Source organism: Flavobacterium amniphilum, from assembly GCF_023634845.1.
GTDB classification, from domain to species: Bacteria; Bacteroidota; Bacteroidia; order Flavobacteriales; family Flavobacteriaceae; genus Flavobacterium; species Flavobacterium amniphilum.
Genome location: NZ_JAMLJL010000009.1, coordinates 26,836 through 46,877, shown reverse-complemented (window position 1 = coordinate 46,877; position 20,042 = coordinate 26,836). Strand labels below are relative to the sequence as shown.

Annotated in this window: 24 protein-coding genes; 16 read left to right on the top strand and 8 right to left on the bottom strand. The window is 37.1% G+C overall.

The window, feature by feature from the left end; genetic code table 11:
- Positions 1 to 25 precede the first annotated feature (25 nt).
- Positions 26 to 559: an AAA family ATPase gene (locus NAT51_RS11490; RefSeq protein ID WP_250599073.1), complete on the bottom strand. Its 534-nt coding sequence runs from the start codon at positions 557 to 559 to the stop codon at positions 26 to 28.
- A gap of 138 nt (positions 560 to 697) precedes the next feature.
- Between NAT51_RS11490 and NAT51_RS11485 the strand changes: the two genes are divergently transcribed.
- From NAT51_RS11485 to NAT51_RS11470, 4 genes are all read left to right on the top strand, one after another.
- The gene (locus tag NAT51_RS11485; RefSeq protein ID WP_250599072.1) at positions 698 to 985 is read left to right on the top strand and encodes a DUF493 family protein; all 288 of its coding nucleotides are present in this window, start codon (positions 698 to 700) and stop codon (positions 983 to 985) included.
- Entirely contained in the window at positions 985 to 1,701 is a 717-nt protein-coding gene (locus tag NAT51_RS11480; protein WP_250599071.1) for a DUF4290 domain-containing protein, read from the top strand. Before NAT51_RS11485 ends, NAT51_RS11480 begins: the two co-directional genes overlap by 1 nt.
- 58 nt (positions 1,702 to 1,759) lie before the next feature.
- The gene (gene murA / locus NAT51_RS11475) at positions 1,760 to 3,070 is read left to right on the top strand and encodes a UDP-N-acetylglucosamine 1-carboxyvinyltransferase (RefSeq protein WP_250599070.1); all 1,311 of its coding nucleotides are present in this window, start codon (positions 1,760 to 1,762) and stop codon (positions 3,068 to 3,070) included.
- An 83-nt stretch (positions 3,071 to 3,153) separates the two neighbouring features.
- The gene (locus tag NAT51_RS11470; protein WP_250599069.1) at positions 3,154 to 3,924 is read left to right on the top strand and encodes a sulfite exporter TauE/SafE family protein; all 771 of its coding nucleotides are present in this window, start codon (positions 3,154 to 3,156) and stop codon (positions 3,922 to 3,924) included.
- Here the strand turns inward: NAT51_RS11470 and NAT51_RS11465 are convergent.
- Both NAT51_RS11465 and NAT51_RS11460 read right to left on the bottom strand, forming a co-directional pair.
- Complete coding sequence (locus tag NAT51_RS11465) at positions 3,921 to 4,334, bottom strand: type II 3-dehydroquinate dehydratase (protein WP_250599068.1); 414 nt, start codon at positions 4,332 to 4,334, stop codon at positions 3,921 to 3,923. The genes NAT51_RS11470 and NAT51_RS11465 overlap by 4 nt on opposite strands.
- Positions 4,335 to 4,405: 71 nt before the next feature.
- Positions 4,406 to 4,945: a porin family protein gene (locus tag NAT51_RS11460; RefSeq protein ID WP_250599067.1), complete on the bottom strand. Its 540-nt coding sequence runs from the start codon at positions 4,943 to 4,945 to the stop codon at positions 4,406 to 4,408.
- Between the two features lie 294 nt (positions 4,946 to 5,239).
- Here NAT51_RS11460 and NAT51_RS11455 point away from each other — a divergent pair, with 294 nt between their 5' ends.
- The 5 genes from NAT51_RS11455 to xerD all read left to right on the top strand — a co-directional run bounded on the left by NAT51_RS11455 (position 5,240) and on the right by xerD (position 9,051).
- Complete coding sequence (locus NAT51_RS11455; protein WP_250599066.1) at positions 5,240 to 5,797, top strand: porin family protein; 558 nt, start codon at positions 5,240 to 5,242, stop codon at positions 5,795 to 5,797.
- A gap of 112 nt (positions 5,798 to 5,909) precedes the next feature.
- Complete coding sequence (locus tag NAT51_RS11450; protein ID WP_250599065.1) at positions 5,910 to 6,473, top strand: porin family protein; 564 nt, start codon at positions 5,910 to 5,912, stop codon at positions 6,471 to 6,473.
- Between the two features lie 162 nt (positions 6,474 to 6,635).
- Positions 6,636 to 7,229: a porin family protein gene (locus tag NAT51_RS11445; RefSeq protein ID WP_250599064.1), complete on the top strand. Its 594-nt coding sequence runs from the start codon at positions 6,636 to 6,638 to the stop codon at positions 7,227 to 7,229.
- A gap of 287 nt (positions 7,230 to 7,516) precedes the next feature.
- On the top strand, positions 7,517 to 8,074 hold the full coding sequence (locus NAT51_RS11440) for a porin family protein (protein WP_250599063.1): 558 nt from the start codon (positions 7,517 to 7,519) through the stop codon (positions 8,072 to 8,074).
- A 77-nt stretch (positions 8,075 to 8,151) separates the two neighbouring features.
- On the top strand, positions 8,152 to 9,051 hold the full coding sequence (gene xerD / locus NAT51_RS11435) for a site-specific tyrosine recombinase XerD (protein WP_250599062.1): 900 nt from the start codon (positions 8,152 to 8,154) through the stop codon (positions 9,049 to 9,051).
- Between the two features lie 69 nt (positions 9,052 to 9,120).
- Here the strand turns inward: xerD and hisS are convergent, their stop codons facing one another.
- Positions 9,121 to 10,548, bottom strand: a complete 1,428-nt coding sequence (hisS, locus tag NAT51_RS11430; RefSeq protein WP_250599061.1) for a histidine--tRNA ligase — start codon at positions 10,546 to 10,548, stop codon at positions 9,121 to 9,123.
- A gap of 160 nt (positions 10,549 to 10,708) precedes the next feature.
- Here hisS and NAT51_RS11425 point away from each other — a divergent pair, with 160 nt between their 5' ends.
- Positions 10,709 to 11,950 carry an ABC transporter permease gene (locus NAT51_RS11425; protein WP_250599060.1) on the top strand — a complete coding sequence of 414 codons (1,242 nt, stop codon included), beginning with the start codon at positions 10,709 to 10,711 and terminating at the stop codon, positions 11,948 to 11,950.
- A 517-nt stretch (positions 11,951 to 12,467) separates the two neighbouring features.
- On the opposite strand, the gene prmC is transcribed toward NAT51_RS11425, so the two are convergent.
- Entirely contained in the window at positions 12,468 to 13,322 is an 855-nt protein-coding gene (gene prmC / locus NAT51_RS11420) for a peptide chain release factor N(5)-glutamine methyltransferase (RefSeq protein WP_250599059.1), read from the bottom strand.
- Complete coding sequence (locus NAT51_RS11415) at positions 13,322 to 13,813, bottom strand: GNAT family N-acetyltransferase (protein WP_250599058.1); 492 nt, start codon at positions 13,811 to 13,813, stop codon at positions 13,322 to 13,324. The genes prmC and NAT51_RS11415 overlap by 1 nt, the downstream gene beginning before the upstream one ends.
- Before the next feature lie 46 nt (positions 13,814 to 13,859).
- Here NAT51_RS11415 and ribD point away from each other — a divergent pair, with 46 nt between their 5' ends.
- The 3 genes from ribD to NAT51_RS11400 are packed head-to-tail and all read left to right on the top strand — an operon-like array spanning position 13,860 to position 16,162.
- The gene (gene ribD, locus NAT51_RS11410; protein ID WP_394799699.1) at positions 13,860 to 14,915 is read left to right on the top strand and encodes a bifunctional diaminohydroxyphosphoribosylaminopyrimidine deaminase/5-amino-6-(5-phosphoribosylamino)uracil reductase RibD; all 1,056 of its coding nucleotides are present in this window, start codon (positions 13,860 to 13,862) and stop codon (positions 14,913 to 14,915) included.
- Complete coding sequence (locus NAT51_RS11405; RefSeq protein ID WP_250599057.1) at positions 14,912 to 15,520, top strand: HAD family hydrolase; 609 nt, start codon at positions 14,912 to 14,914, stop codon at positions 15,518 to 15,520. Before ribD ends, NAT51_RS11405 begins: the two co-directional genes overlap by 4 nt.
- Before the next feature lie 42 nt (positions 15,521 to 15,562).
- On the top strand, positions 15,563 to 16,162 hold the full coding sequence (locus NAT51_RS11400; RefSeq protein ID WP_250599056.1) for an IMPACT family protein: 600 nt from the start codon (positions 15,563 to 15,565) through the stop codon (positions 16,160 to 16,162).
- Here NAT51_RS11400 and NAT51_RS11395 read toward each other — a convergent pair.
- Positions 16,159 to 16,560 carry an acyl-CoA thioesterase gene (locus NAT51_RS11395; RefSeq protein ID WP_250599196.1) on the bottom strand — a complete coding sequence of 134 codons (402 nt, stop codon included), beginning with the start codon at positions 16,558 to 16,560 and terminating at the stop codon, positions 16,159 to 16,161. The genes NAT51_RS11400 and NAT51_RS11395 overlap by 4 nt on opposite strands.
- A gap of 199 nt (positions 16,561 to 16,759) precedes the next feature.
- Between NAT51_RS11395 and dnaA the strand changes: the two genes are divergently transcribed.
- From dnaA to NAT51_RS11380, 3 genes are read left to right on the top strand one after another with little or no spacing between them, the layout of a single operon-like run.
- Positions 16,760 to 18,187, top strand: a complete 1,428-nt coding sequence (gene dnaA, locus NAT51_RS11390) for a chromosomal replication initiator protein DnaA (protein WP_250599054.1) — start codon at positions 16,760 to 16,762, stop codon at positions 18,185 to 18,187.
- Entirely contained in the window at positions 18,187 to 18,645 is a 459-nt protein-coding gene (locus NAT51_RS11385) for a low molecular weight protein-tyrosine-phosphatase (RefSeq protein WP_250599052.1), read from the top strand. Before dnaA ends, NAT51_RS11385 begins: the two co-directional genes overlap by 1 nt.
- A gap of 5 nt (positions 18,646 to 18,650) precedes the next feature.
- Entirely contained in the window at positions 18,651 to 19,376 is a 726-nt protein-coding gene (locus NAT51_RS11380; protein ID WP_250599050.1) for an SAM-dependent methyltransferase, read from the top strand.
- Here the strand turns inward: NAT51_RS11380 and NAT51_RS11375 are convergent.
- A complete protein-coding gene (locus NAT51_RS11375) occupies positions 19,373 to 20,017 on the bottom strand; it encodes a peptidoglycan-binding protein LysM (RefSeq protein ID WP_250599049.1) in 645 nt (214 codons plus the stop codon). The two genes, NAT51_RS11380 and NAT51_RS11375, sit on opposite strands and share 4 nt — an antisense overlap.
- Positions 20,018 to 20,042: the final 25 nt, after the last annotated feature.

Here is a 20,042-nt window from a genome sequence, read left to right as displayed (position 1 = left end):
TCACAATACCATAAACCAACTTTATTTATAAGTGGTTTAAGATATAGAGAATGCGGTCTTCAACCGTACCTTTAGGAACTTCAACCAGGGAATATCCATATTTAGCATAGGTTTCCTTCAAATGCTCATAGATAACTTTAGCCTGTTCAAAATCTTCATAACGGGCTTCATCACTTTCGTAGATTTCTTCCCAAGGAGGTAAAACAAAGACTTTTGAATAACGGCTTTCATGGCAGGTATTATCAAAATGATCAGGATAATCATCACCTATAAAATGCATATAAGCTAATATATCAGGAATTCCCCTGTCCATAAAGACAAGATCACTTTCTTCCGTTATGGCGCTTTGAAACTGTTTAAGTCTTCCCTCAAGCAACATTTGACTAAACAAAAGAGGCTCAGTCAAAAACAACTGGTCAATTCCCTGTCTTTTCGCTTCCAAAGTAACTTCGCGCGAAATTTCAGGATAACAAGAATATCCTTTTTCGATTAATGCATCGATAATGGTCGATTTACCGGTTCCCGGTCCACCGGTTATAACAATTACTTCTTTTTTCAAAACCCGATTTTCAAGGTGCAAACTTAAATAAACTATTTGGTTTTTTAAAATTGAATTAAAATATTAGCATTTCAATTTTCAGATATCCCGGTTTCTAATTTCAAAAAACGTATATTTGCGTTTATTTTAATGCAGAAGATGGATAAAAAAACTACCGAATTTTATATTCGTTTAAAAGAAGAATTAAATAGTGTTAACAAAGTTTGGCCTTCAAAATATTTATATAAATTTATAGTTCCGACAGATACTGATAAAATTCATGCTGTGGAAAAAGCTTTTGACAGAATGGGCGCAATTATAGACACTCGCCAATCGAAAAACGGTAAATTTACCAGTATTTCGGTAGATGTTGTGATGCCAAGTGCTGACGAAATCATTAAAAAATATCAAGAAGTCTCAACTATTGAAGGTATAATCTCATTATAATGGTCACAAAATACACGCAAGAAAATGCCGGGGATGTGGTAATTCATTTAGAATACAATTCTGAAAGAAAACCTTTAATCATTCCTGAATATGGACGCCATTTGCAAAAACTGATTGATCAGGCAGTAGCAGTAGAAAGCCGAGAGGAAAGAAACAAATTGGCCAAATATATCATTTCGGTTATGGGAAGCATGAATCCCCATTTAAGAGATGTACCTGATTTCCAACACAAATTATGGGATCAGATTTTCATCATGTCTAAATTTGAATTGGATGTCGACTCTCCTTACCCTATTCCTTCAAAAGAGGTTTTAGAGTTAAAACCGGATCCTTTGAAGTACCCTCAAAACTTCCCTAAGTATCGTTTCTACGGAAATAACATTACCTACATGATTGAAAAAGCCAATCAATGGGAAGACGGAGAAATGAAACAGGCTTTGGTGCGTGTAATTGCAAACCATATGAAAAAATCATATTTAAGCTGGAACAAGGACACCGTTACCGATGCTGTTATTTTCGAACATTTGTACGAGCTTTCGGGAGGAAAATTAAATTTAATGAGTACAACCGAAGAATTGTCCAACACCCAGGATTTGATGCGCACCAACAAACGCATGTCAAACAAAATCCAAAACAATCCGGGAGGTAAGCCAAAATTTAATCCAAAAAACAACAACAACAAAAAACCATTCAATAAAAATAATAATCAGAAATAAAGTCAAAAGCAAAGTCTGTAATTAAAACACCAGACCTAAACTTTTAATCATAAAACATATGGGTACTTTTAAAATCGAAGGAGGGAAACCGTTAAAAGGGAATGTACAACCGCAAGGAGCAAAAAATGAGGCATTACAAGTGTTATGCCCAGTTTTGTTAACTTCGGAAAAAGTCAGAATTACCAATATTCCAGACATTATTGATGTTAATAAACTTATTATCCTTTTAGGCAATTTAGGTGTTAAAATACAAAAAAACGGCCCTGGTGATTATACTTTTCAGGCCGATGAAGTTAATATTGACTACTTAAAAACCGAAGCTTTCAAAAAAGAAGGCGGAAGTTTGAGAGGATCTATCATGATTGTCGGACCACTTTTAGCTCGTTTTGGCTGTGGTTACATCCCAAAACCAGGAGGAGATAAAATCGGACGTCGTCGTTTAGACACACATTTTGAAGGATTCATCAATTTAGGCGCTAAATTCAGATACGAAAGAGAAGATCATTTTTACGGAGTTGAAATTGACGGACGTTTACAAGGCGCCTACATGTTACTGGATGAAGCATCAGTAACCGGAACGGCAAACATTGTTATGGCTGCAGTATTAGCAGAAGGAACAACCACAATTTACAATGCTGCCTGCGAACCTTATCTTCAGCAATTATGCAAAATGTTGAACTCCATGGGAGCAAAAATCACAGGTGTTGGTTCTAACTTACTTACTATTGAAGGAGTTGAGAAGTTAGGAGGATGCGAGCATAGAATTTTACCGGATATGATTGAAATAGGTTCATGGATTGGCTTAGCTGCCATGACCCGAAGCGAAATTACAATCAAAGATGTTTCGTGGGAAAATTTAGGAGTAATCCCTAATGTGTTCCGAAAATTAGGAATCACTTTAGAAAGAAAAGGTGATGATATTTATATTCCGGCACATAAAGACGGTTATGAAATCAAAACTGATATTGATGGATCAATTTTAACTGTTGCCGATGCACCTTGGCCAGGATTTACACCAGATCTATTAAGCATCGTTTTAGTAGTGGCCACTCAGGCTAAAGGAGACGTTTTGATTCATCAGAAAATGTTCGAAAGCCGTTTATTCTTCGTGGATAAATTAATTGACATGGGCGCAAAAATCATGTTGTGCGACCCACACAGAGCAGTTGTAATGGGGCATAATTTCCAATCACAGCTAAAAGCAACGACCATGAGTTCACCTGACATCAGAGCCGGTATCTCATTATTGATCGCAGCCTTAACAGCTAAAGGAACCAGTACAATCCAAAACATTGAACAAATCGACCGTGGTTATGAGCGTATCGACGAACGTTTAAGAGCATTGGGAGCAAATATCGTTAGAGCATAATCATCAAAAGCAAATGATAAATAATTCCAAATTCCAATTGCATCACTATTGGGATTTGGAATTTCTTTTTTAACCAAACTGCTATGGAATCCTACATTATTATTTTGCTTTGCATTGCTTCTTTTTTAGCTGGCTTTATAGATGCTGTTGCCGGTGGTGGCGGACTTATACAGACACCTACTGCGCTTATTCTACTACCTCAACAACCGGTCTCAAGTTTAATGGGTTCACTTAAAATACCTGGATTCACCGGGACAAGCGTAGCATCATTACAGTATTTGAAAAAAGTCGACATGAACTGGAAATTATTACTCACAATGTCATTTTTCTCATGTTTGGCAGCTTTTGCCGGAAGTTATGTCATGACAATTGTTAGTAATGATTTCATGAAACCTTTATTATTTCTTGTCTTGACAGGAGTTGCAATTTATACTTTCTTCAAAAAAGATTTCGGGAACCATAAACCAAAAAAAATCAGCTATAAAAAATCGGTAGCTTTAGGAATACTAATTAGTGTACTGATAGGTTTTTATGATGGATTCATCGGTCCGGGAACCGGAAGTTTCCTGATACTCGCTTTTATCTCAATTTTGGGGTTTGACTTTCTCCATGCTTCCGCAAATGCCAAATTAGTCAATCTGGCTTCAAACGTAGGCTCGTTGGTTTTATTCATTTCCAAAGGAAAAATTCTTTGGATAATGGCAATTCCAATGGCTTTTTGCAACGGGATTGGCGGATGGATGGGTGCCAAACTCGCAATAAAAAAAGGGAATTCCTTTATCAGGGTCTTTTTTCTGGTTGTCGTAATCGGGACTTTAATCCGTTTGAGTTACGATATTTTTATGAAAGCCTAAAGAAGAGATTGAATCCCCAAATCATAACTTTGTAATCCAAATCCAATAATTATTCCTTTTGCATTGGGTGAAATATAGGATTGATGACGAAAACTTTCCCTTGAAAAAGTATTCGATATATGCACTTCTATCACTGGTGTTGTAATCGCTTTTATACAATCCCCTATTCCTATTGAAGTATGTGTGTAAGCACCGGCATTCAAAACAATTCCATCATAATCAAATCCGACTTCCTGAAGTTTATTTATCAGCCCCCCTTCAACATTACTTTGGTAATACTCCAATTCAACTTGTGGGAATTTAAGTTTTAAGTCGGTGAAATATTGCTCAAAACTCTGACTCCCATAAATTTCAGGTTCTCTTTTTCCAAGTAAATTAAGGTTCGGTCCGTTGATGATCAGAATTTTCATATGGTGATTTTTGGTAAAAATAAAAAAACCATTCCGAATTAGAATGGTTTTTTATAAGTAGATTGAGATTCTTAAAATCTAAAACCGGCCGACAATTGTCCTACAGAGTTCTTAACATCCGCGCTTTTGGATATTTCAGTCAACCCAAGCACATATCTTCCCTGAATAAATATATTATCAGTTATGTTAACGGTCAAACCTCCAACTCCGGCAAAATCGAATTCATTGATATCAGTATCAAAATCTACATCTTTGGATAATAAATACGAGAATTGCGGACCTAAATCAAGACTGATTGTTTTTCCCATATGAATTCTTGCCAATAAAGGAACCGAAATATAACCAAGTTTAGCTTTCACTTCTTCCGAAAGATTATCATATGAAGCTCCTTGTGTTGAATACATTACTTCAGGCTGAAAAGACAGTTTTTCCCCCAGCTTAATCTGTGCCAACAATCCGGCATGATAACTGGTTATAGCATCTGTTTGCAAATCAGATCCGCTGAAGTTTGCATAATTAACCCCAGCTTTAACACCTAACTTCAATACTTGTGCGTGACCAAAAGTTGCAAATCCGGCAACCATAAGTCCAGTAAAAATTAGTTTCCTCATAAATTTGTTTTTATAATAAAGTAACGAAAATTATGCCAAATTTATTACTTTCCCTTCATTTTCAAGCCCATATCAAGAAAACCATCAAAACCAACCAAAAGAAATAACTTACAAAATATCACCAAAATTAGTGAGACATCAACACCAAAATTAGGTATAAAACCAACCTAAAAAACACTTAAACCACTGGTTTTCAATGTTAATTAAAATTGTTAATAACTTTAATATAGCCCATATGTTAAATTATTAAATTTTAGTACTTTTCAATCAACAAATTTTAATACAAAATAGACTATGAAAAAATTATTTTTAACTGCAGCTGCAATTTTCGCATTCGGATTTGCTAATGCACAGGAAACAAAGTTTGGGGTAAAAGCTGGTTTAAACATGGCTGACCTTGGAGGTGATGACGCTGACGGAATCGATTCTAAAATAGGTTTTCACGTTGGTGGTTTCGCTGAAATCAAATTATCTGACAAATTTGCCGTACAACCAGAGTTAGTATACTCTACACAAGGAGGTAAAGTTGATGGTGGTAAATACAACTTCGACTACCTTAACATCCCAGTAATGGCTAAATTCTATGCAACTGAACAATTCAGTATTGAAGCTGGTCCACAAATCGGTTTCTTAATGTCTGCTAAAGTTAAGCCGGATTCTGGTGACAGTGTTGACGTAAAAGATGAATTAAAATCTACAGATTTTGGTGCTAACTTAGGTCTTGGATACAACTTCACAGAAAACATTTCAGCTAACTTAAGATATAACTTAGGTTTATCAAACATTATTGATGCTGACGGTGCAGATGTTAAAAACAACGTATTCTCTTTATCAGTAGGATACAAATTTTAATCTGAACCAAGATTAATAAAAATATAAAAAGCCATGTTAAACATGGCTTTTTTTTATACGAAAAAGATTAAGTATTCAAAACAAATTAAATAAACAATTAAACTAGAAAACAATGAAAAAACTATTATTCGCAGCTGTAGCTGTATTTGCATTTGGGACTGCAAATGCACAGGGAATGAAATTCGGGGCTAAAGCCGGTTTAAACATGGCAGACTGGTATGGGGACGATGCCGAAGGTGCTGATTCAAGAACAAGCTTCCACGTAGGAGGTTTTGCTGAATTCAAAGTGTCTGACAAATTCGCTGTACAACCTGAATTACTTTATTCATCACAAGGCGCCAAAGGGGAAGGCGCTAAAATCAACACTGATTATATTAACTTACCTGTAATGGCTAAATTCTATGCAACTGACAAATTAAGCATCGAAGCCGGTCCACAAATCGGTTTCTTAATGTCTGCTAAATTAAAACCAGAATCAGGTGGAGGTTCTCAAGACGTTAAAGACCAATTAAAGTCTACAGATTTTGGTGTAAACTTTGGTCTTGGCTACAACTTCACGGATAACATTTCAGGCAATTTAAGATACAACTTAGGTTTATCTGAAGTTCCTGATTCTGCTGATGTAAGTGATGTAAAGAACGGGGTATTCTCTTTATCACTGGGATACAGCTTCTAAGAACTATTTAATTAAAATATTACAAAAAGCCATGTTTACCATGGCTTTTCTATTTTAAAAACATTCTAAATACCTCATTTTAAGGCATCAAAAACACAAAAATGGCTGATCGATAATAATTTTTTGAATATTTTTGCCTTAAATTCAAATACATAACAAACTATGAAAAAGATTTTACTTACCACAGCTGCATTGTTTGCATTTAGTTTTGCACATGCACAGGAAACAAAATTCGGAGTTAAAGCTGGTTTAAATTTGGGGAATTTATCCGGTAACGCTACTGATGCTTTCGTTGATGAAGACACTAAAATGAGAACTTCATTCCACGTAGGCGGATTTGCCGAAATCAAATTATCAGAAAAATTTGCTCTTCAACCGGAGGTTTTATACTCTGTAGAAGGAGCTAAACAGGACATCGATGGTGAATCTGAAAAACTAATCTGGGATTTAGCCTTTGTAAACATTCCTGTAATGGCTAAATACTATGCAACAGACAAATTAAGCATTGAAGCCGGACCACAAATTGGTTTCCTGACAAAAGCTGAATTAACTTTTGACGGGGATACTGTAGAAGATTTAAAAGAAGACTCTACAAAATCAACTGCTTTCAGTGGAAATTTCGGAGTAGGTTATAACTTTACCGATAATATTTCTGCTAATTTAAGATACAGTTTAGGTCTGTCTGACATCCTAGACGTTGACGGATTTGAATTAAAAAGCAATGTATTATCATTATCAGTTGGATATAAATTCTAATACAATATATAGAACATTAAAAACCTCCGCTATGGAGGTTTTTTTATTTAAAGAAGAAAAGTAGAATTATGATTTTCCCTTTTATATTATTTTTTTCTATTTATTCCAAAAAACAGTATTTTCTCACTTTCTTTACAAATGAAATTATAATTTTTTCACAAATTAAAAACAAAAGAGACTGATAATCAATTGTTAAAAAACGAAAACAAAAAAAGCGGCCACCCAGTGCTTCAAGCTATTGGTAATTTTACCTAACTTCGCATTCAAATTTTAAATAAAAACAAATTATGAAAAAATTGGTATTAACTGTTGCTGCAGTTTTCGCTTTTGGTTTTGCAAATGCACAAGAAACTAAATTTGGTGTTAAAGGTGGTTTAAACTTAGCTGACTGGTCAGGTGATGACGCAGACGGTATTGATTCTAAAATTGGTTTCCACATTGGTGGTTTCGCTGAAATTAAAGTTTCTGACAAATTCGCTGTACAACCAGAATTATTATACTCTGCTCAAGGTGGTAAAGCTGACGGTGGTAAAGTAAATGTTGATTACATCAACATCCCGGTAATGGCTAAATTCTATGCTACTGAGCAATTCAGCATTGAGGCTGGACCACAAGTTGGTTTCTTAATGTCTGCTAAAGTAAAACCAGATTCAGGTGATGATGTTGATATCAAAGATCAATTAAAATCTACTGACTTCGGTGTTAACGTTGGTTTAGGTTACAACTTTACTGAAAATGTTTCAGCTGGTTTAAGATATAACTTAGGTTTATCTAACATCGTTGATGCTGACGGTGCTGATGTTAAAAACAACGTTTTCTCTTTATCAGTAGGATACAAATTCTAATCTGTAAACATATCTACAAAGAATCCCGTCTTTTATGGCGGGATTTTTTTATGCTTATTTTTTCCTAAATTGGCCGTATGAATTGGCAAGGCTACATCAAAAATTATCAATCGTATTTAAAAATAGAAAGAGGCTTATCAAAAAACTCCATCGACAACTACACCCTGGACATTGAAAAGCTGTGCCTTTATCTTGACGCAAACAATATTTCTGTTTCTCCTGTGCAGATTAATGAAGAAACCATCCAGGAATTCATTTATGATGCCTCCAAAAAAGTAAATCCCAGAAGTCAGGCCCGTTTAATTTCGGGATTGAAAAGTTTTTTCAATTATTTGATTTTTGAAGATTACAGGAAAGACAATCCGCTTGAACTCATCGAAGCACCACGTTTAGGCAGAAAATTACCGGACACCCTCAATATTGAAGATATCGACAACCTGATTGCCGCCGTTGATTTATCCACTAACGAAGGTGAGCGCAACAGAGCCATGCTCGAAACACTTTATGGTTGTGGCTTACGTGTTTCGGAGATGGTCAGCTTGAAGATATCCGACTTATTTTTTGAAGAGGGTTTCATCAAAATAACCGGTAAAGGAAACAAGCAGCGCTTTGTTCCGGTTAGCCCGCATACCCAGAAATACATTGAACTTTACAAGAATGAAGTCCGTATTCATTTGCCCATACAAAAAGAATTCGGGGACACCCTGTTTTTAAACCGTAGAGGAAAACAACTCACCAGAGCGATGATATTTACGATCATCAAAGATTTGGCTAAAAAAATCAACCTCAACAAAACGATTAGTCCGCACACCTTCCGCCATTCCTTTGCAACGCATTTGCTTGAGAACGGCGCCGATTTACGTTCCATCCAATTAATGTTGGGACACGAATCGATCACCACAACAGAGATTTACATGCATGTAGACCGGAAACACCTCAATCAGGTTATGCAAACGTATCACCCGAGAAATAAATAAAGAAACCGCAGATTCACAAATTAAATAAGTACAATTTGCGAATCTGCGGTCTATTTAAACTAAAGCTTATTATTTTAAAGCTTTCAGCAACTCATCAAAATTTACGGTTTGCTTTTCACCTGTAACCAGGTTTTTAATATTGTATTCGTTTTTCATCACTTCTTCCCCACCCACAATTACGGCGTACGGAATTCCGCGCTTTTCAGCATGCTTGTACTGCTTGTCCATTTTAGCCGCATCAGGATATAATTCTACTTTGATTCCCTGTTGACGTAATTTGGCAATTGCACGCATCGCATATTTAGCCTCGGCATCACCAAAGTTCAGGAATATGGCTTTTGAAGTCGATGTAACGGTTTCAGGGAATAAATCCAATCCGAAAATTACATCATAAATCCGGTCAAGACCAAAAGAAATACCAACACCACTCATTTTATTCTTGGAGTCAAATATTCCTGTAAGATCATCGTAACGGCCACCGCCACCGATAGAACCTATACTTACTCCTTCTGGAGCCGAAACTTCAAAAATTGCTCCGGTATAGTAATTCAATCCGCGGGCTAAGGTTACATCCAAATCCAGATTAGCCGAAAGCAACCCAATTTCCAGTACGTTCTCACAAATGAATTTTAATTCGGCCACACCTTTCAAACCTTCTTCCGAAGACTCCAGTAACTGCGATAATTTTTGAATCTTCTCATCAATTGTTCCGTCAAAACTGAACAAAGGCTGTACTTTAGTAATAGCTTCTGATGAAATACCTTTACCCAGCATTTCATTCTTCACCCCTTCTTCTCCTATTTTATCCAATTTATCCAGCGCCACCGTAAAATCAATCAATTTATCAGAAGCTCCGATTACTTCGGCAATACCGGATAAAATTTTGCGGTTATTGATTTTTATCGTTGTTCCTTTTAAACCTAAATCGTTAAAAACCGAATCGTACAATTGCACCAATTCCACTTCCTGCCACAATGAAGTTGACCCCACTACATCGGCATCGCATTGGTAAAATTCCCTGTAACGGCTTTTCTGTGGTTTATCAGCACGCCATACCGGCTGAATCTGGTAACGTTTGAACGGAAATTCAATCTCATTCCTGTGTTGCACTACATAACGCGCAAACGGCACGGTTAAATCATAACGCAATGCTTTTTCGGAAATACTGTTCGTAAATTTATTCAACTCGATTCGTTGTTCCAAACTAATTTTATCGGCAGGATTCGCCTGTAGTTCCTCAATTGATTTTGGTAGTTCAATCTTTTTACTATCAAATAAGAAATTCCCCGAATTCAATATCTTAAAAATCAGACGGTCACCTTCTTCACCGTATTTCCCCATCAATGTTTCCGAATTTTCAAACGTAGGCGTTTCAATAGGCTGGAATCCGAAACGCTCGAAATGGGTACGGATCGTACTGAATATATAGTTACGTTTAGCCACTTCGGCTGGTGAAAAATCTCTGGTTCCTTTTGGAATACTGGGTTTCTGGGCCATCTTTTGAATTATGAGTTATAAATTATGAATTATGAATGAGCAATGCACAGATAATTGTGGCCATTTCATAAATTGCCCTACAAATATCTTACATTTTGAACGAATACTAAAATTTAGTAAGTGATTGTAACAAAAAACACAAATTAGTGTCTTATTGACTATGGTAGGATTATTTAGAGAAAACGTAAAAATCGCCCTGGGCTCGATCAGAACCCAATTACTGCGTACGATTTTAACTGTCATCATTATTGCTTTCGGAATAACTGCTTTAGTGGGTATCCTGAGCCTGGTTTCTGCATTGGAAAACACGTTATCGAAAGATTTTGCCTCAATGGGTTCCAACACGTTTACCATCAATCAATATGATAATTTAACCCGTACCGAAGGCGGCGGCGAACTCAAGAAAATTAACCCTATTATTTCTTATCCAGAGGTTAAAGCCTTTAAAGAAAACTACAATTATCCTTTTACACATACCTCCATATCGTTTACAGCCACAGCATCCGCAGAAGTAAAGTTCGAAAATAAAAAAACCGATCCCGAAGTATCTGTATTGGGAATTGATGATAATTACACCTCAAATTCAGGTCTTGAAGTAGTGAAAGGACGAAACTTCAATCCTTTTGATATCGAAAATAACAACTACGTATGTATCCTTGGTTCTGATTTTGAAAAGAAATTACTGGCCGGTGTAAACCCGATTGGCAAAACCATTTCGGTACGTGGTGCCAAATTCAAGGTTGTGGGTGTTTTGAAAGAAAAAGGATCTACTTTCGGAAACAGTCAGGACTTAAGGGTTTTGGTTCCCATCCAGGTAGCCCGCACTTTATTTACCGCTCCGAATATCAATTACACGACCAGTGTCATGATTGATAAAAAGGAACTGCTTAATGAAGCGGTTGACAACGCGACCATCACCATGCGTAAAGTACGTAAACTCAATCCGGTTGAAGATGACAATTTCGGTGTTTCGAGAAGTGACGACCTTATCAATAAAATCTTGGGCATTACCCAATATTTAGGTATGGCTGCATGGGTAATTGGGGTAATTACCATTTTCGGTTCTTCGATTGCATTGATGAATATCATGCTGGTTTCGGTAACGGAAAGAACACGCGAAATAGGCACAAGAAAAGCATTAGGCGCCAAAAAAAGTACCATTGCGATGCAGTTTTTTATGGAAACTCTTGTTATCGGACAATTAGGCGGACTCTTTGGTGTTATTTTCGGGATTTTAATCGGTTATGCCATTGCAGCCGGTATGAGCTTCCAGTTTGTTATTCCGTGGCTGGCCATTTCATCTGCTTTTGTGGTTTGTTTTATCGTTGCAGTGGCATCAGGCTCTTATCCTGCCATTAAAGCCGCAAATCTGGATCCTATCGAAGCGCTTCGTTACGAGTAATCTTTTGGTTTAGTAATTAGTGACTAGTGAAGAGTGATTAGTAAATAGTCCTTAGTAATTAGTGACTAGTACTTAGCGAGTAGTTCACGTCACTTAATAACTCGTTCTAATCTTTTAGTTTATAGTTCACGTTACTTAATAACTAGTTCTAATCTTTTAGTTTATAGTTCACGTTACTTAGTAACTAGTTCTCATCTTTTAGTTTATAGTTCACGTTACTTAGTAACTAGTTCACCTAATTAAGTTTGGAGTTCTACTTACTTAATAACTAGTTCACCTAATTAAGTTTGGAGTTCTACTTACTTAGTAACTAGTTCACCTAATTAAGTTTGGAGTTCTACTTACTTAATAACTAGTTCACCTAATTAAGTTTGGAGTTCTACTTACTTAATAACTAGTTCACCTAATTAAGTTTGGAGTTCTACTTACTTAGTAACTAGTTCACCTAATTAAGTTTGGAGTTCACATTTTCGAATTGACAAAATTGTCTCTTAACCTGTAATAAAGCAGATATTCATTACAAAATACCGAAAATCATCCGGTCGTTTCCGTAAATATCTTTGCGGAGTTCGATGTTTGAGAAATTATAATCCTTAAGCAATTGGATCATCTCGTTCCCTAAGTATTGGTTGATCTCAAAAAACAACTGGCCGCCATCCGAAAGATTCTTTTGGGCTAATTCAGTAATTTTCCGATAGAAAAGCAAGGCGTCATGATCTTCCACAAAAAGCGCCAGATGCGGTTCGTATTCCAGGACATTCTTTTTGATTTCTTCTTTCTCCAGATTCCGCACATAAGGCGGATTGGAAACGATGATATCAAACTGCTGAAGCAAATCTTCGGTCTCCAGAATACTTTGGTGCAGAAAAGTAACTTCCGCTGTGTTGCGGTTTGCATTTTTTTGGGCTACAGCCAAAGCCTTCTCCGAAACATCCATGGCATAGACTTCGGCATTTGGCAAGTTTTTGGCCAAAGATATTGCAATGCATCCCGTCCCTGTTCCGATGTCTAAAATTTTTACTTTGCTCTTTGGATTTTCGACTTTGGACTTCTCCAGAATCCAATCGACCAATTCTTCGGTTTCCGGTCTCGGAATTAACGTATTTTCATTTACATAAAAAGGCAATCCGAAAAACTCGGTTTCTCCTAATATATACTGAATGGGTTTTTGTTCTTTAAGTTGGGATAAAACCGTTTCCCACTGCAACAATTGCATGGTATCGATTTCCATTTCAGGCTTCATCGCCAGATCGATTCTTTTCATCTGATGGAAAGCTTCCAGCAGGATATAGAAAAAACTGTCGATCTCATGTTCATCATAAACAGGAGTTAATTCTTGGGTAAACTGGATTTTATATTCTTTCAGTATCATTATTCGGTATCAGTTGTCAAATCCTTAATCATCCAGACTCCGCAAGAAGTGTGTCCGGTACAACCCATCGGTTTATCTAAATATTCAAAACCGGATCTTTGATATAGTTTTTGAGCAGCTTCCATATAAGGCATGGTTTCCAGGTAACATTGTTTAAAACCAAGTGACTTTGCTTTTTCAAGACAAACTTCCATCATTTTGGCCCCCACTCCCAGCCCTCTTGTTTCCGGTAAGAAATACATCTTTTGCAATTCACAGACATCCGGCGAACCGTTAGCTAACGGAGCTATTCCGGCCGTACCGATAATTCTTTCTTCGTTTTCGACCACAAAGTAAGCCGATTTGGGTTCCTTATACGTTTCATACATTCGGTCCAATTGCGGATCAGCATAAGCAGTCCCCACTTTAGGCACATTAAATTCTTCCAGAACAGTACGGATTACCTTAGCAACCTGTACATTATCTTCCAACTGGATTTCACGGATCAACATAAATTTAAAAGCTTATTTTTGTGTTGTGAAGATACACGAAACGTCAATGAAAAAAAAGAGTTATTCCGAAATAATGAGCCATACATCCAAAGCTGCTTTTACAACAGATGAGAAATTCATCAGCCGCTGCATTGAATTAGCCCAAAACGGGTTAGGCACCACTTACCCCAACCCGTTAGTAGGCAGTGTTATTGTTCACGACGGAAAAATCATTGGCGAAGGCTGGCACAGGAAAGCCGGCGAACCCCATGCCGAAGTTAATGCGGTCAATTCGGTAAAAGACAAAACATTGCTATCCCAATCGACGATTTATGTCAGTTTAGAACCTTGCAGTCATTTTGGAAAAACACCTCCCTGCGCTGATTTAATCATTCATCATAAAATACCGAATGTGGTCATCGGAACAATCGATCCTTTTGCCAAAGTTTCGGGTAACGGCATCCGCAAACTGAAAGAAGCCGGGGCCAATGTCACAGTTGGTATCTTGGAAGACCGGTGCAATGCGCTCAACAAACGATTCTTTACCTTTCATACCGAAAAGCGTCCCTACATCATCTTAAAATGGGCCGAAACCGAAGACGGCTTCATTGCTCCAGAAAAAAGAGACAAACAGGAACCGGTATGGATAACGAATCAATACTCACGCCAACTGGTTCACAAATGGCGCACCGAAGAACAGGGAATACTCGTTGGCACCCAGACCGTAATCGATGACAACCCGAGTTTAACAGCCCGCAACTGGAAAGGAAACCATCCGGTGCGAATTGTTCTCGATAAAAAAAACCGGATTTCAAAAGAAAGTGCTATATTTGATAATTCGGCCTTAACTTTTTTGATTACCGAAACCGAAATTGACTTCACCCAAAACGTTGCAAAACAGCTTTGTGACTATTTATTTGGGAAGGGAATCCAATCTGTAATCATCGAAGGCGGAAACCGGACCCTACAAACCTTTATTGATTCCCAACTGTGGGATGAAGCAAGGGTTTTCAAAGGAAATTCGCATTTTTCAAGTGGAATAACAGCCCCTAAAATCACTGGAAAAATAATAGAAGAACAAAAAATAGGAAGTGACGAACTAATAATTTATGCTAAACTATGATTAACACTATTATTTTCGATTTTGGCGATGTATTGATTAATTTAGATAAGAATGCTTCACTCAATGCATTAAAGAAACTGGGGCTACCCGGATGGAGTAAAGAACTTGATGATATCAACATACAATTTGAAAAAGGAAAAATCACCGAAGTTCAGTTCATGATTGAAATGAAAAAGATGATTCCGAATGCATCCATCGACGAAATAAGAACTGCCTGGAATTCAGTTTTGCTTGATTTTCCGTTAGAGAGACTTGAGTTTTTACAGAAACTGTCACACAAATACCGCTTATTCCTTTTAAGCAACACAGACGAAATACATGTTGCCAAATTTGAACACAAAGTAGGCCACACATTCGCCCGTGAATTTTACCAATGCTTCGAAAGAATTTACTTTTCTTTTGAAATAGGCTGGCGTAAACCCGAGCCCGAAGCTTTTAACTACATTGTCAAGAAACATGAGTTATCAATGAAACGCACTTTATTTATTGATGACAAAAAAGAGAACACTGACATTGCCGCATCCCTTGGAATGCACGTTTGGAACCTTCAGGTGGGTGAAGAAGATGTAACCGATTTGTTCATGCAGAAAGAAATTCCGGTTTAAATTTCAAAAAATAAGTATTTTTGAAGCCGAAAAACAACTTCATTGGATACTTACAAAACAATAGACGAAGCTTCACCGGAAACTTTATACAAAGAGAAAAACAGTAAGTTTTTCGGCTTTGCCTTTCCCATTACTTCCGAAGAAGAAGTCAAAACCCATATTGATAAGCTCAAAAAAGAACATTTTTCGGCCAGACACTGGTGTTATGCCTATCAGATAGGAACAACCAAAATACAATACCGCGCCAATGATGACGGCGAACCCAACAACAGTGCCGGAATGCCCATTTACGGACAGATACAGTCATTTGACGTCACCAATGTCTTAGTTGTTGTTGTGCGGTATTTCGGCGGTGTAAAATTAGGTGTTGGCGGATTGATATCCGCTTACCGCGAAAGTGCCAAAATGGCTTTGGAGGCTTCGACCATAATCGAAAAAACGATCGATATTCATTTCAGTGTAACATTTGATTACAAAAACATGAACAAAGTGATGCGTATTATTAAGGAGAAAAACCTCAATATCGTTTCACAGAAAATGGAAGAAAACTGTCAGATTGAAATTTCAACCCGAAAAAAAAATGCCGAAATGGTATTCGACATTTTTACAAATTTGTTTGAAGTTGACATAAAAGAAATCTAAAGTTCTGTCAACAACTTTTTAAGATAATCAGGAGGTAAAATTGGCTTACCGGTTTTCATATCCACAAACACCAAAACAGAATTTCCGGTTGTTAATAACTCACCTTTACTGTTAAAGATTTCATAGTCGAATTCTATCTTAACCGACTCCTGTTTTTTCATAATCGTACGCACCGTCAACTCATCATCGTAGCGAGCCGGTTTTTTATAATTCATCGTCAGGGAAACCACCGGAAGCATTATTCCTGCTTCTTCCATCAACTTATACGAAACACCCAGATTTCTAAGCCATTCCACACGTCCCAACTCAAAATACTGCGCATAATTCCCGTGATAAACCATTCCCATCTGATCCGTTTCGGCATACCTGACCCTTACTTTTAATTCATGAATTTTCATCAATTTCTTATAATTATTATTTAAACATTTCTTAACCCCAATAAAATTTCTTACAACAATTTTTTCATAAAATCAATATCAAAAAAATTTTTTTTTACAATATTTATAATCCATATTTGCTATCCCAATCTACTCAAATTCTTGGCCCGTAATTTGTCCAAGTAAAACCTTTAAAACTAACAATATAAGAATGCACACAATGAATAAAACTGCGGAATCGGTCTGGGAAAATTGTCTGTCTTTCATAAAGGACAACATACAGGAGCAAGCATACAAAACTTGGTTTGAACCAATCAAGTCTGTAGAGCTTACCGATAATGCGCTTTATATTCAAGTGCCGAGTAAATTCTTTTACGAATGGCTAGAGGAACACTATGTTAAGTTATTAAAAGTTGCCTTACAGAAAGAACTTGGAAAAAATGCGAAGTTACTGTATAAAATTAAAATGGAAAACACCTACGGGAACAAACTTCCATTTACAGAACAGCTACCAAGCGCAACACGCCAACCTGTAAAAACACAGGAAATCGACGTGCCGGTTCAACAAAAAAATCCGGAATTAAAAAACCCATTTATCATCCCGGGAATCCGAAACATCAAAATCGAATCACAACTGAATGCCAATTACAGTTTTGACAATTTCCTTGAAGGAGATTCAAACCGTTTGGCCCGTAGTGCCGGTATGGCTGTTGCCAATAAACCGGGCGGAACTTCATTCAACCCGTTATTGATTTTCGGAGGTGTAGGATTAGGAAAAACACACTTAGCACATGCTATCGGTGTTGAAATAAAAGACAAATACCCTGAAAAAACGGTTTTATATATTTCTGCTGAAATTTTCACACAACAATATATAGATTCCGTTAAAAAAAATACCCGAAATGACTTTATTCATTTCTACCAGTTAATCGATGTATTAATCATTGACGACGTACAGTTTTTATCAGGAAAATCAGGAACCCAGGATGTGTTTTTCCACATCTTCAACCACTTGCACCAAAACGGCAAACAGGTTATCCTGACTTCAGATAAAGCTCCGGTTGACATGCAGGACATCGAGCAACGTTTATTATCCCGTTTCAAATGGGGATTATCTGCCGAGTTACACCAGCCAGACTACGAAACAAGGGTTTCAATTTTGAAAAACATCCTGTTCCGCGATGGTGTTGAAATGCCGGAAGACATTATTGAATATGTTGCCCGCAACATCAAAACCAATGTACGCGAACTGGAAGGCGCAATCATTTCATTGATCGCCCAATCTTCTTTTAACAAAAAAGAAGTTACCATTGACTTAGCAAAACAAATCGTTGAGAAGTTTGTGAAAAATGTGAAGCGTGAAATTTCTATCGACTACATCCAAAAAGTAGTTTCGGATTATTTCCAGCTTGACGTATCAACCTTACAATCACAGACAAGAAAACGCCACGTGGTACAGGCACGCCAGTTAGCGATGTTCTTTGCTAAAAAATACACGAAAGCATCTTTGGCAAACATCGGATCACAAATTGGAGACAGAGACCATGCCACCGTTTTACACGCCTGCAAAACAGTAGACAATTTAGTTTCTACCGATAAACAGTTCAAAAAATTTGTTGACGACATCAACAAAAAATTATCACTGTAATGACTACAAAAATATTGATGGTTTGTTTGGGGAACATATGTCGTTCTCCATTGGCCGAAGGCATACTTCGCTCTAAACTTTCCAACGATTATATTGTAGATTCTGCAGGAACCGGAAGTTGGCACGTAGGTCAGCCCCCCGACAAAAGATCTGTACTCACGGCTAAAAACTACAATCTCGATATCACCCACTTAAGAGGCCGTCACTTTTCGAAAAAAGATTTTCAGGAATTTGACTATATTTATGTTATGGACAATCAAAATTATAAAGATGTGATTGCCCAGGCACAAAATAATACAGATAAAGCTAAAGTACAGCTTATTCTGGATGAGATTTTTCCCGGCGAACGCGTAGACGTTCCGGATCCGTATTACGGACAACAGGATGGCTTTGAAAAAGTCTACCACATGTTAGACAAAGCCTGCGACAGTATTGCACAAAAACTTTTGAAAAAATAAAACCGATGAAGCCCATTACATTTTTAGGAAAATTATATCTAATCCCAACCACTTTGGGCGAAATGAATCCAGAAGATGTATTACCTCAAACTATCAAAAGGAGCATTGATTTCATTGATCATTACATCGTTGAAAACGAAAAAACCGCACGCCGCTTTATCAAAAGTGTTCATCCTGAAAAAAAACAACCCAGCTTACACATTTCAGTATTAAACAAACATACCGAAACACACGAGCATCAGGAATTCATCAAACCACTTTTAAGCGGGCAGAACATAGGCTTAATGAGTGAAGCCGGATGTCCGGGTGTTGCCGATCCAGGAGCCGTTATTGTAAAATTAGCCCACGAAAAAGGAATTCAGGTCGTTCCGCTAGTTGGACCAAGCTCAATTTTACTAGCCGTGATGGCATCAGGGATGAATGGCCAGAGTTTTGCTTTCAACGGTTATTTACCAATTGACAAAGGTGAAAAAAAATCTGCACTGAAGAATTTTGAAAAGTTGTCTTTTGAAAAGAATCAATCTCAGCTTTTCATTGAAACTCCGTACCGAAACAACAAATTAATGGAAGATCTTTTAAGTACATTGCAACCCAACACCAATCTTTGTATTGCATGCGACATCACGCTTCCCACTGAATACATTAAAACATTAGCTGTAAAAGACTGGAAAAAACAAAAGGTCGATTTACATAATCGACCTTGCATTTTCATCATCCACAAAAACTATTAATACACGTAGTAATTAGCTTTTGCTTTTTTATTTGCCTCAATAAAACTGGTATCATAACCAGCGAATTCTCTTAAATACTCAGCAATCGAAGTCCCAAAACCATCGACAAACTTTTTACGTCCTCCCGAACGCAAAAAACGTTTAACCGATCCCGGCCCTCCAAGATGTGCTGCAGCTAATATACCCGATTCAGTAATAGGAATACCCCTGATTACCTTTCCGGAATACCTTTCAATCTCTTTCCGTAAGTCCCATTTGTTACGCGCCAAATAAGCAATAAATGCCTTCTCCTGAAGCTTTCTGCTTTTCAGGAAGTTTTGTTCATCATTGATTCCTAACTCTTCTAGAGTTTCGGTACCAAATTGATATTTTCCAAGATAACCAAAAGAATTTACTTTATGATATTTTCCCTGGGATTCACGGGCCGCTAAACTCTGCTGGAAACCAACGAAAGTTTTCCCCGTAAAAGGAATATCAAAAAATGTTTGGCCAACTTCTACTTCTGTAGGTACTGTGTAGGTAATTTCCTTTTCAAATACATGAAACCAAGGAAATAATTCAGATTGGAATGGTCTAAAACCAGAACTTAATGTGATGATTGAGGCAAATAATCCAAAATAGAATATTTGTTTTTTTGTCATAAATATAATTTTCTTCTAACTAAGA

Coding starts and splice junctions, on each gene's coding strand:
- NAT51_RS11380 (WP_250599050.1), top strand. CDS start 18,651: ATGAAGCCCATTACATTTTTAGGAAAATTATATCTAATCCCAACCACT.
- NAT51_RS11425 (WP_250599060.1), top strand. CDS start 10,709: ATGGTAGGATTATTTAGAGAAAACGTAAAAATCGCCCTGGGCTCGATC.
- NAT51_RS11375 (WP_250599049.1), bottom strand. CDS start 20,017: ATGACAAAAAAACAAATATTCTATTTTGGATTATTTGCCTCAATCATC.
- NAT51_RS11395 (WP_250599196.1), bottom strand. CDS start 16,560: ATGAAAATTCATGAATTAAAAGTAAGGGTCAGGTATGCCGAAACGGAT.
- NAT51_RS11455 (WP_250599066.1), top strand. CDS start 5,240: ATGAAAAAATTATTTTTAACTGCAGCTGCAATTTTCGCATTCGGATTT.
- NAT51_RS11415 (WP_250599058.1), bottom strand. CDS start 13,813: ATGTTGATCCGTGAAATCCAGTTGGAAGATAATGTACAGGTTGCTAAG.
- dnaA (WP_250599054.1), top strand. CDS start 16,760: ATGAATAAAACTGCGGAATCGGTCTGGGAAAATTGTCTGTCTTTCATA.
- NAT51_RS11440 (WP_250599063.1), top strand. CDS start 7,517: ATGAAAAAATTGGTATTAACTGTTGCTGCAGTTTTCGCTTTTGGTTTT.
- NAT51_RS11460 (WP_250599067.1), bottom strand. CDS start 4,945: ATGAGGAAACTAATTTTTACTGGACTTATGGTTGCCGGATTTGCAACT.
- NAT51_RS11385 (WP_250599052.1), top strand. CDS start 18,187: ATGACTACAAAAATATTGATGGTTTGTTTGGGGAACATATGTCGTTCT.
- NAT51_RS11480 (WP_250599071.1), top strand. CDS start 985: ATGGTCACAAAATACACGCAAGAAAATGCCGGGGATGTGGTAATTCAT.
- NAT51_RS11465 (WP_250599068.1), bottom strand. CDS start 4,334: ATGAAAATTCTGATCATCAACGGACCGAACCTTAATTTACTTGGAAAA.
- NAT51_RS11485 (WP_250599072.1), top strand. CDS start 698: ATGGATAAAAAAACTACCGAATTTTATATTCGTTTAAAAGAAGAATTA.
- prmC (WP_250599059.1), bottom strand. CDS start 13,322: ATGATACTGAAAGAATATAAAATCCAGTTTACCCAAGAATTAACTCCT.
- ribD (WP_394799699.1), top strand. CDS start 13,860: ATGAAAAAAAAGAGTTATTCCGAAATAATGAGCCATACATCCAAAGCT.
- NAT51_RS11405 (WP_250599057.1), top strand. CDS start 14,912: ATGATTAACACTATTATTTTCGATTTTGGCGATGTATTGATTAATTTA.
- NAT51_RS11470 (WP_250599069.1), top strand. CDS start 3,154: ATGGAATCCTACATTATTATTTTGCTTTGCATTGCTTCTTTTTTAGCT.
- NAT51_RS11450 (WP_250599065.1), top strand. CDS start 5,910: ATGAAAAAACTATTATTCGCAGCTGTAGCTGTATTTGCATTTGGGACT.
- hisS (WP_250599061.1), bottom strand. CDS start 10,548: ATGGCCCAGAAACCCAGTATTCCAAAAGGAACCAGAGATTTTTCACCA.
- NAT51_RS11445 (WP_250599064.1), top strand. CDS start 6,636: ATGAAAAAGATTTTACTTACCACAGCTGCATTGTTTGCATTTAGTTTT.
- murA (WP_250599070.1), top strand. CDS start 1,760: ATGGGTACTTTTAAAATCGAAGGAGGGAAACCGTTAAAAGGGAATGTA.
- xerD (WP_250599062.1), top strand. CDS start 8,152: ATGAATTGGCAAGGCTACATCAAAAATTATCAATCGTATTTAAAAATA.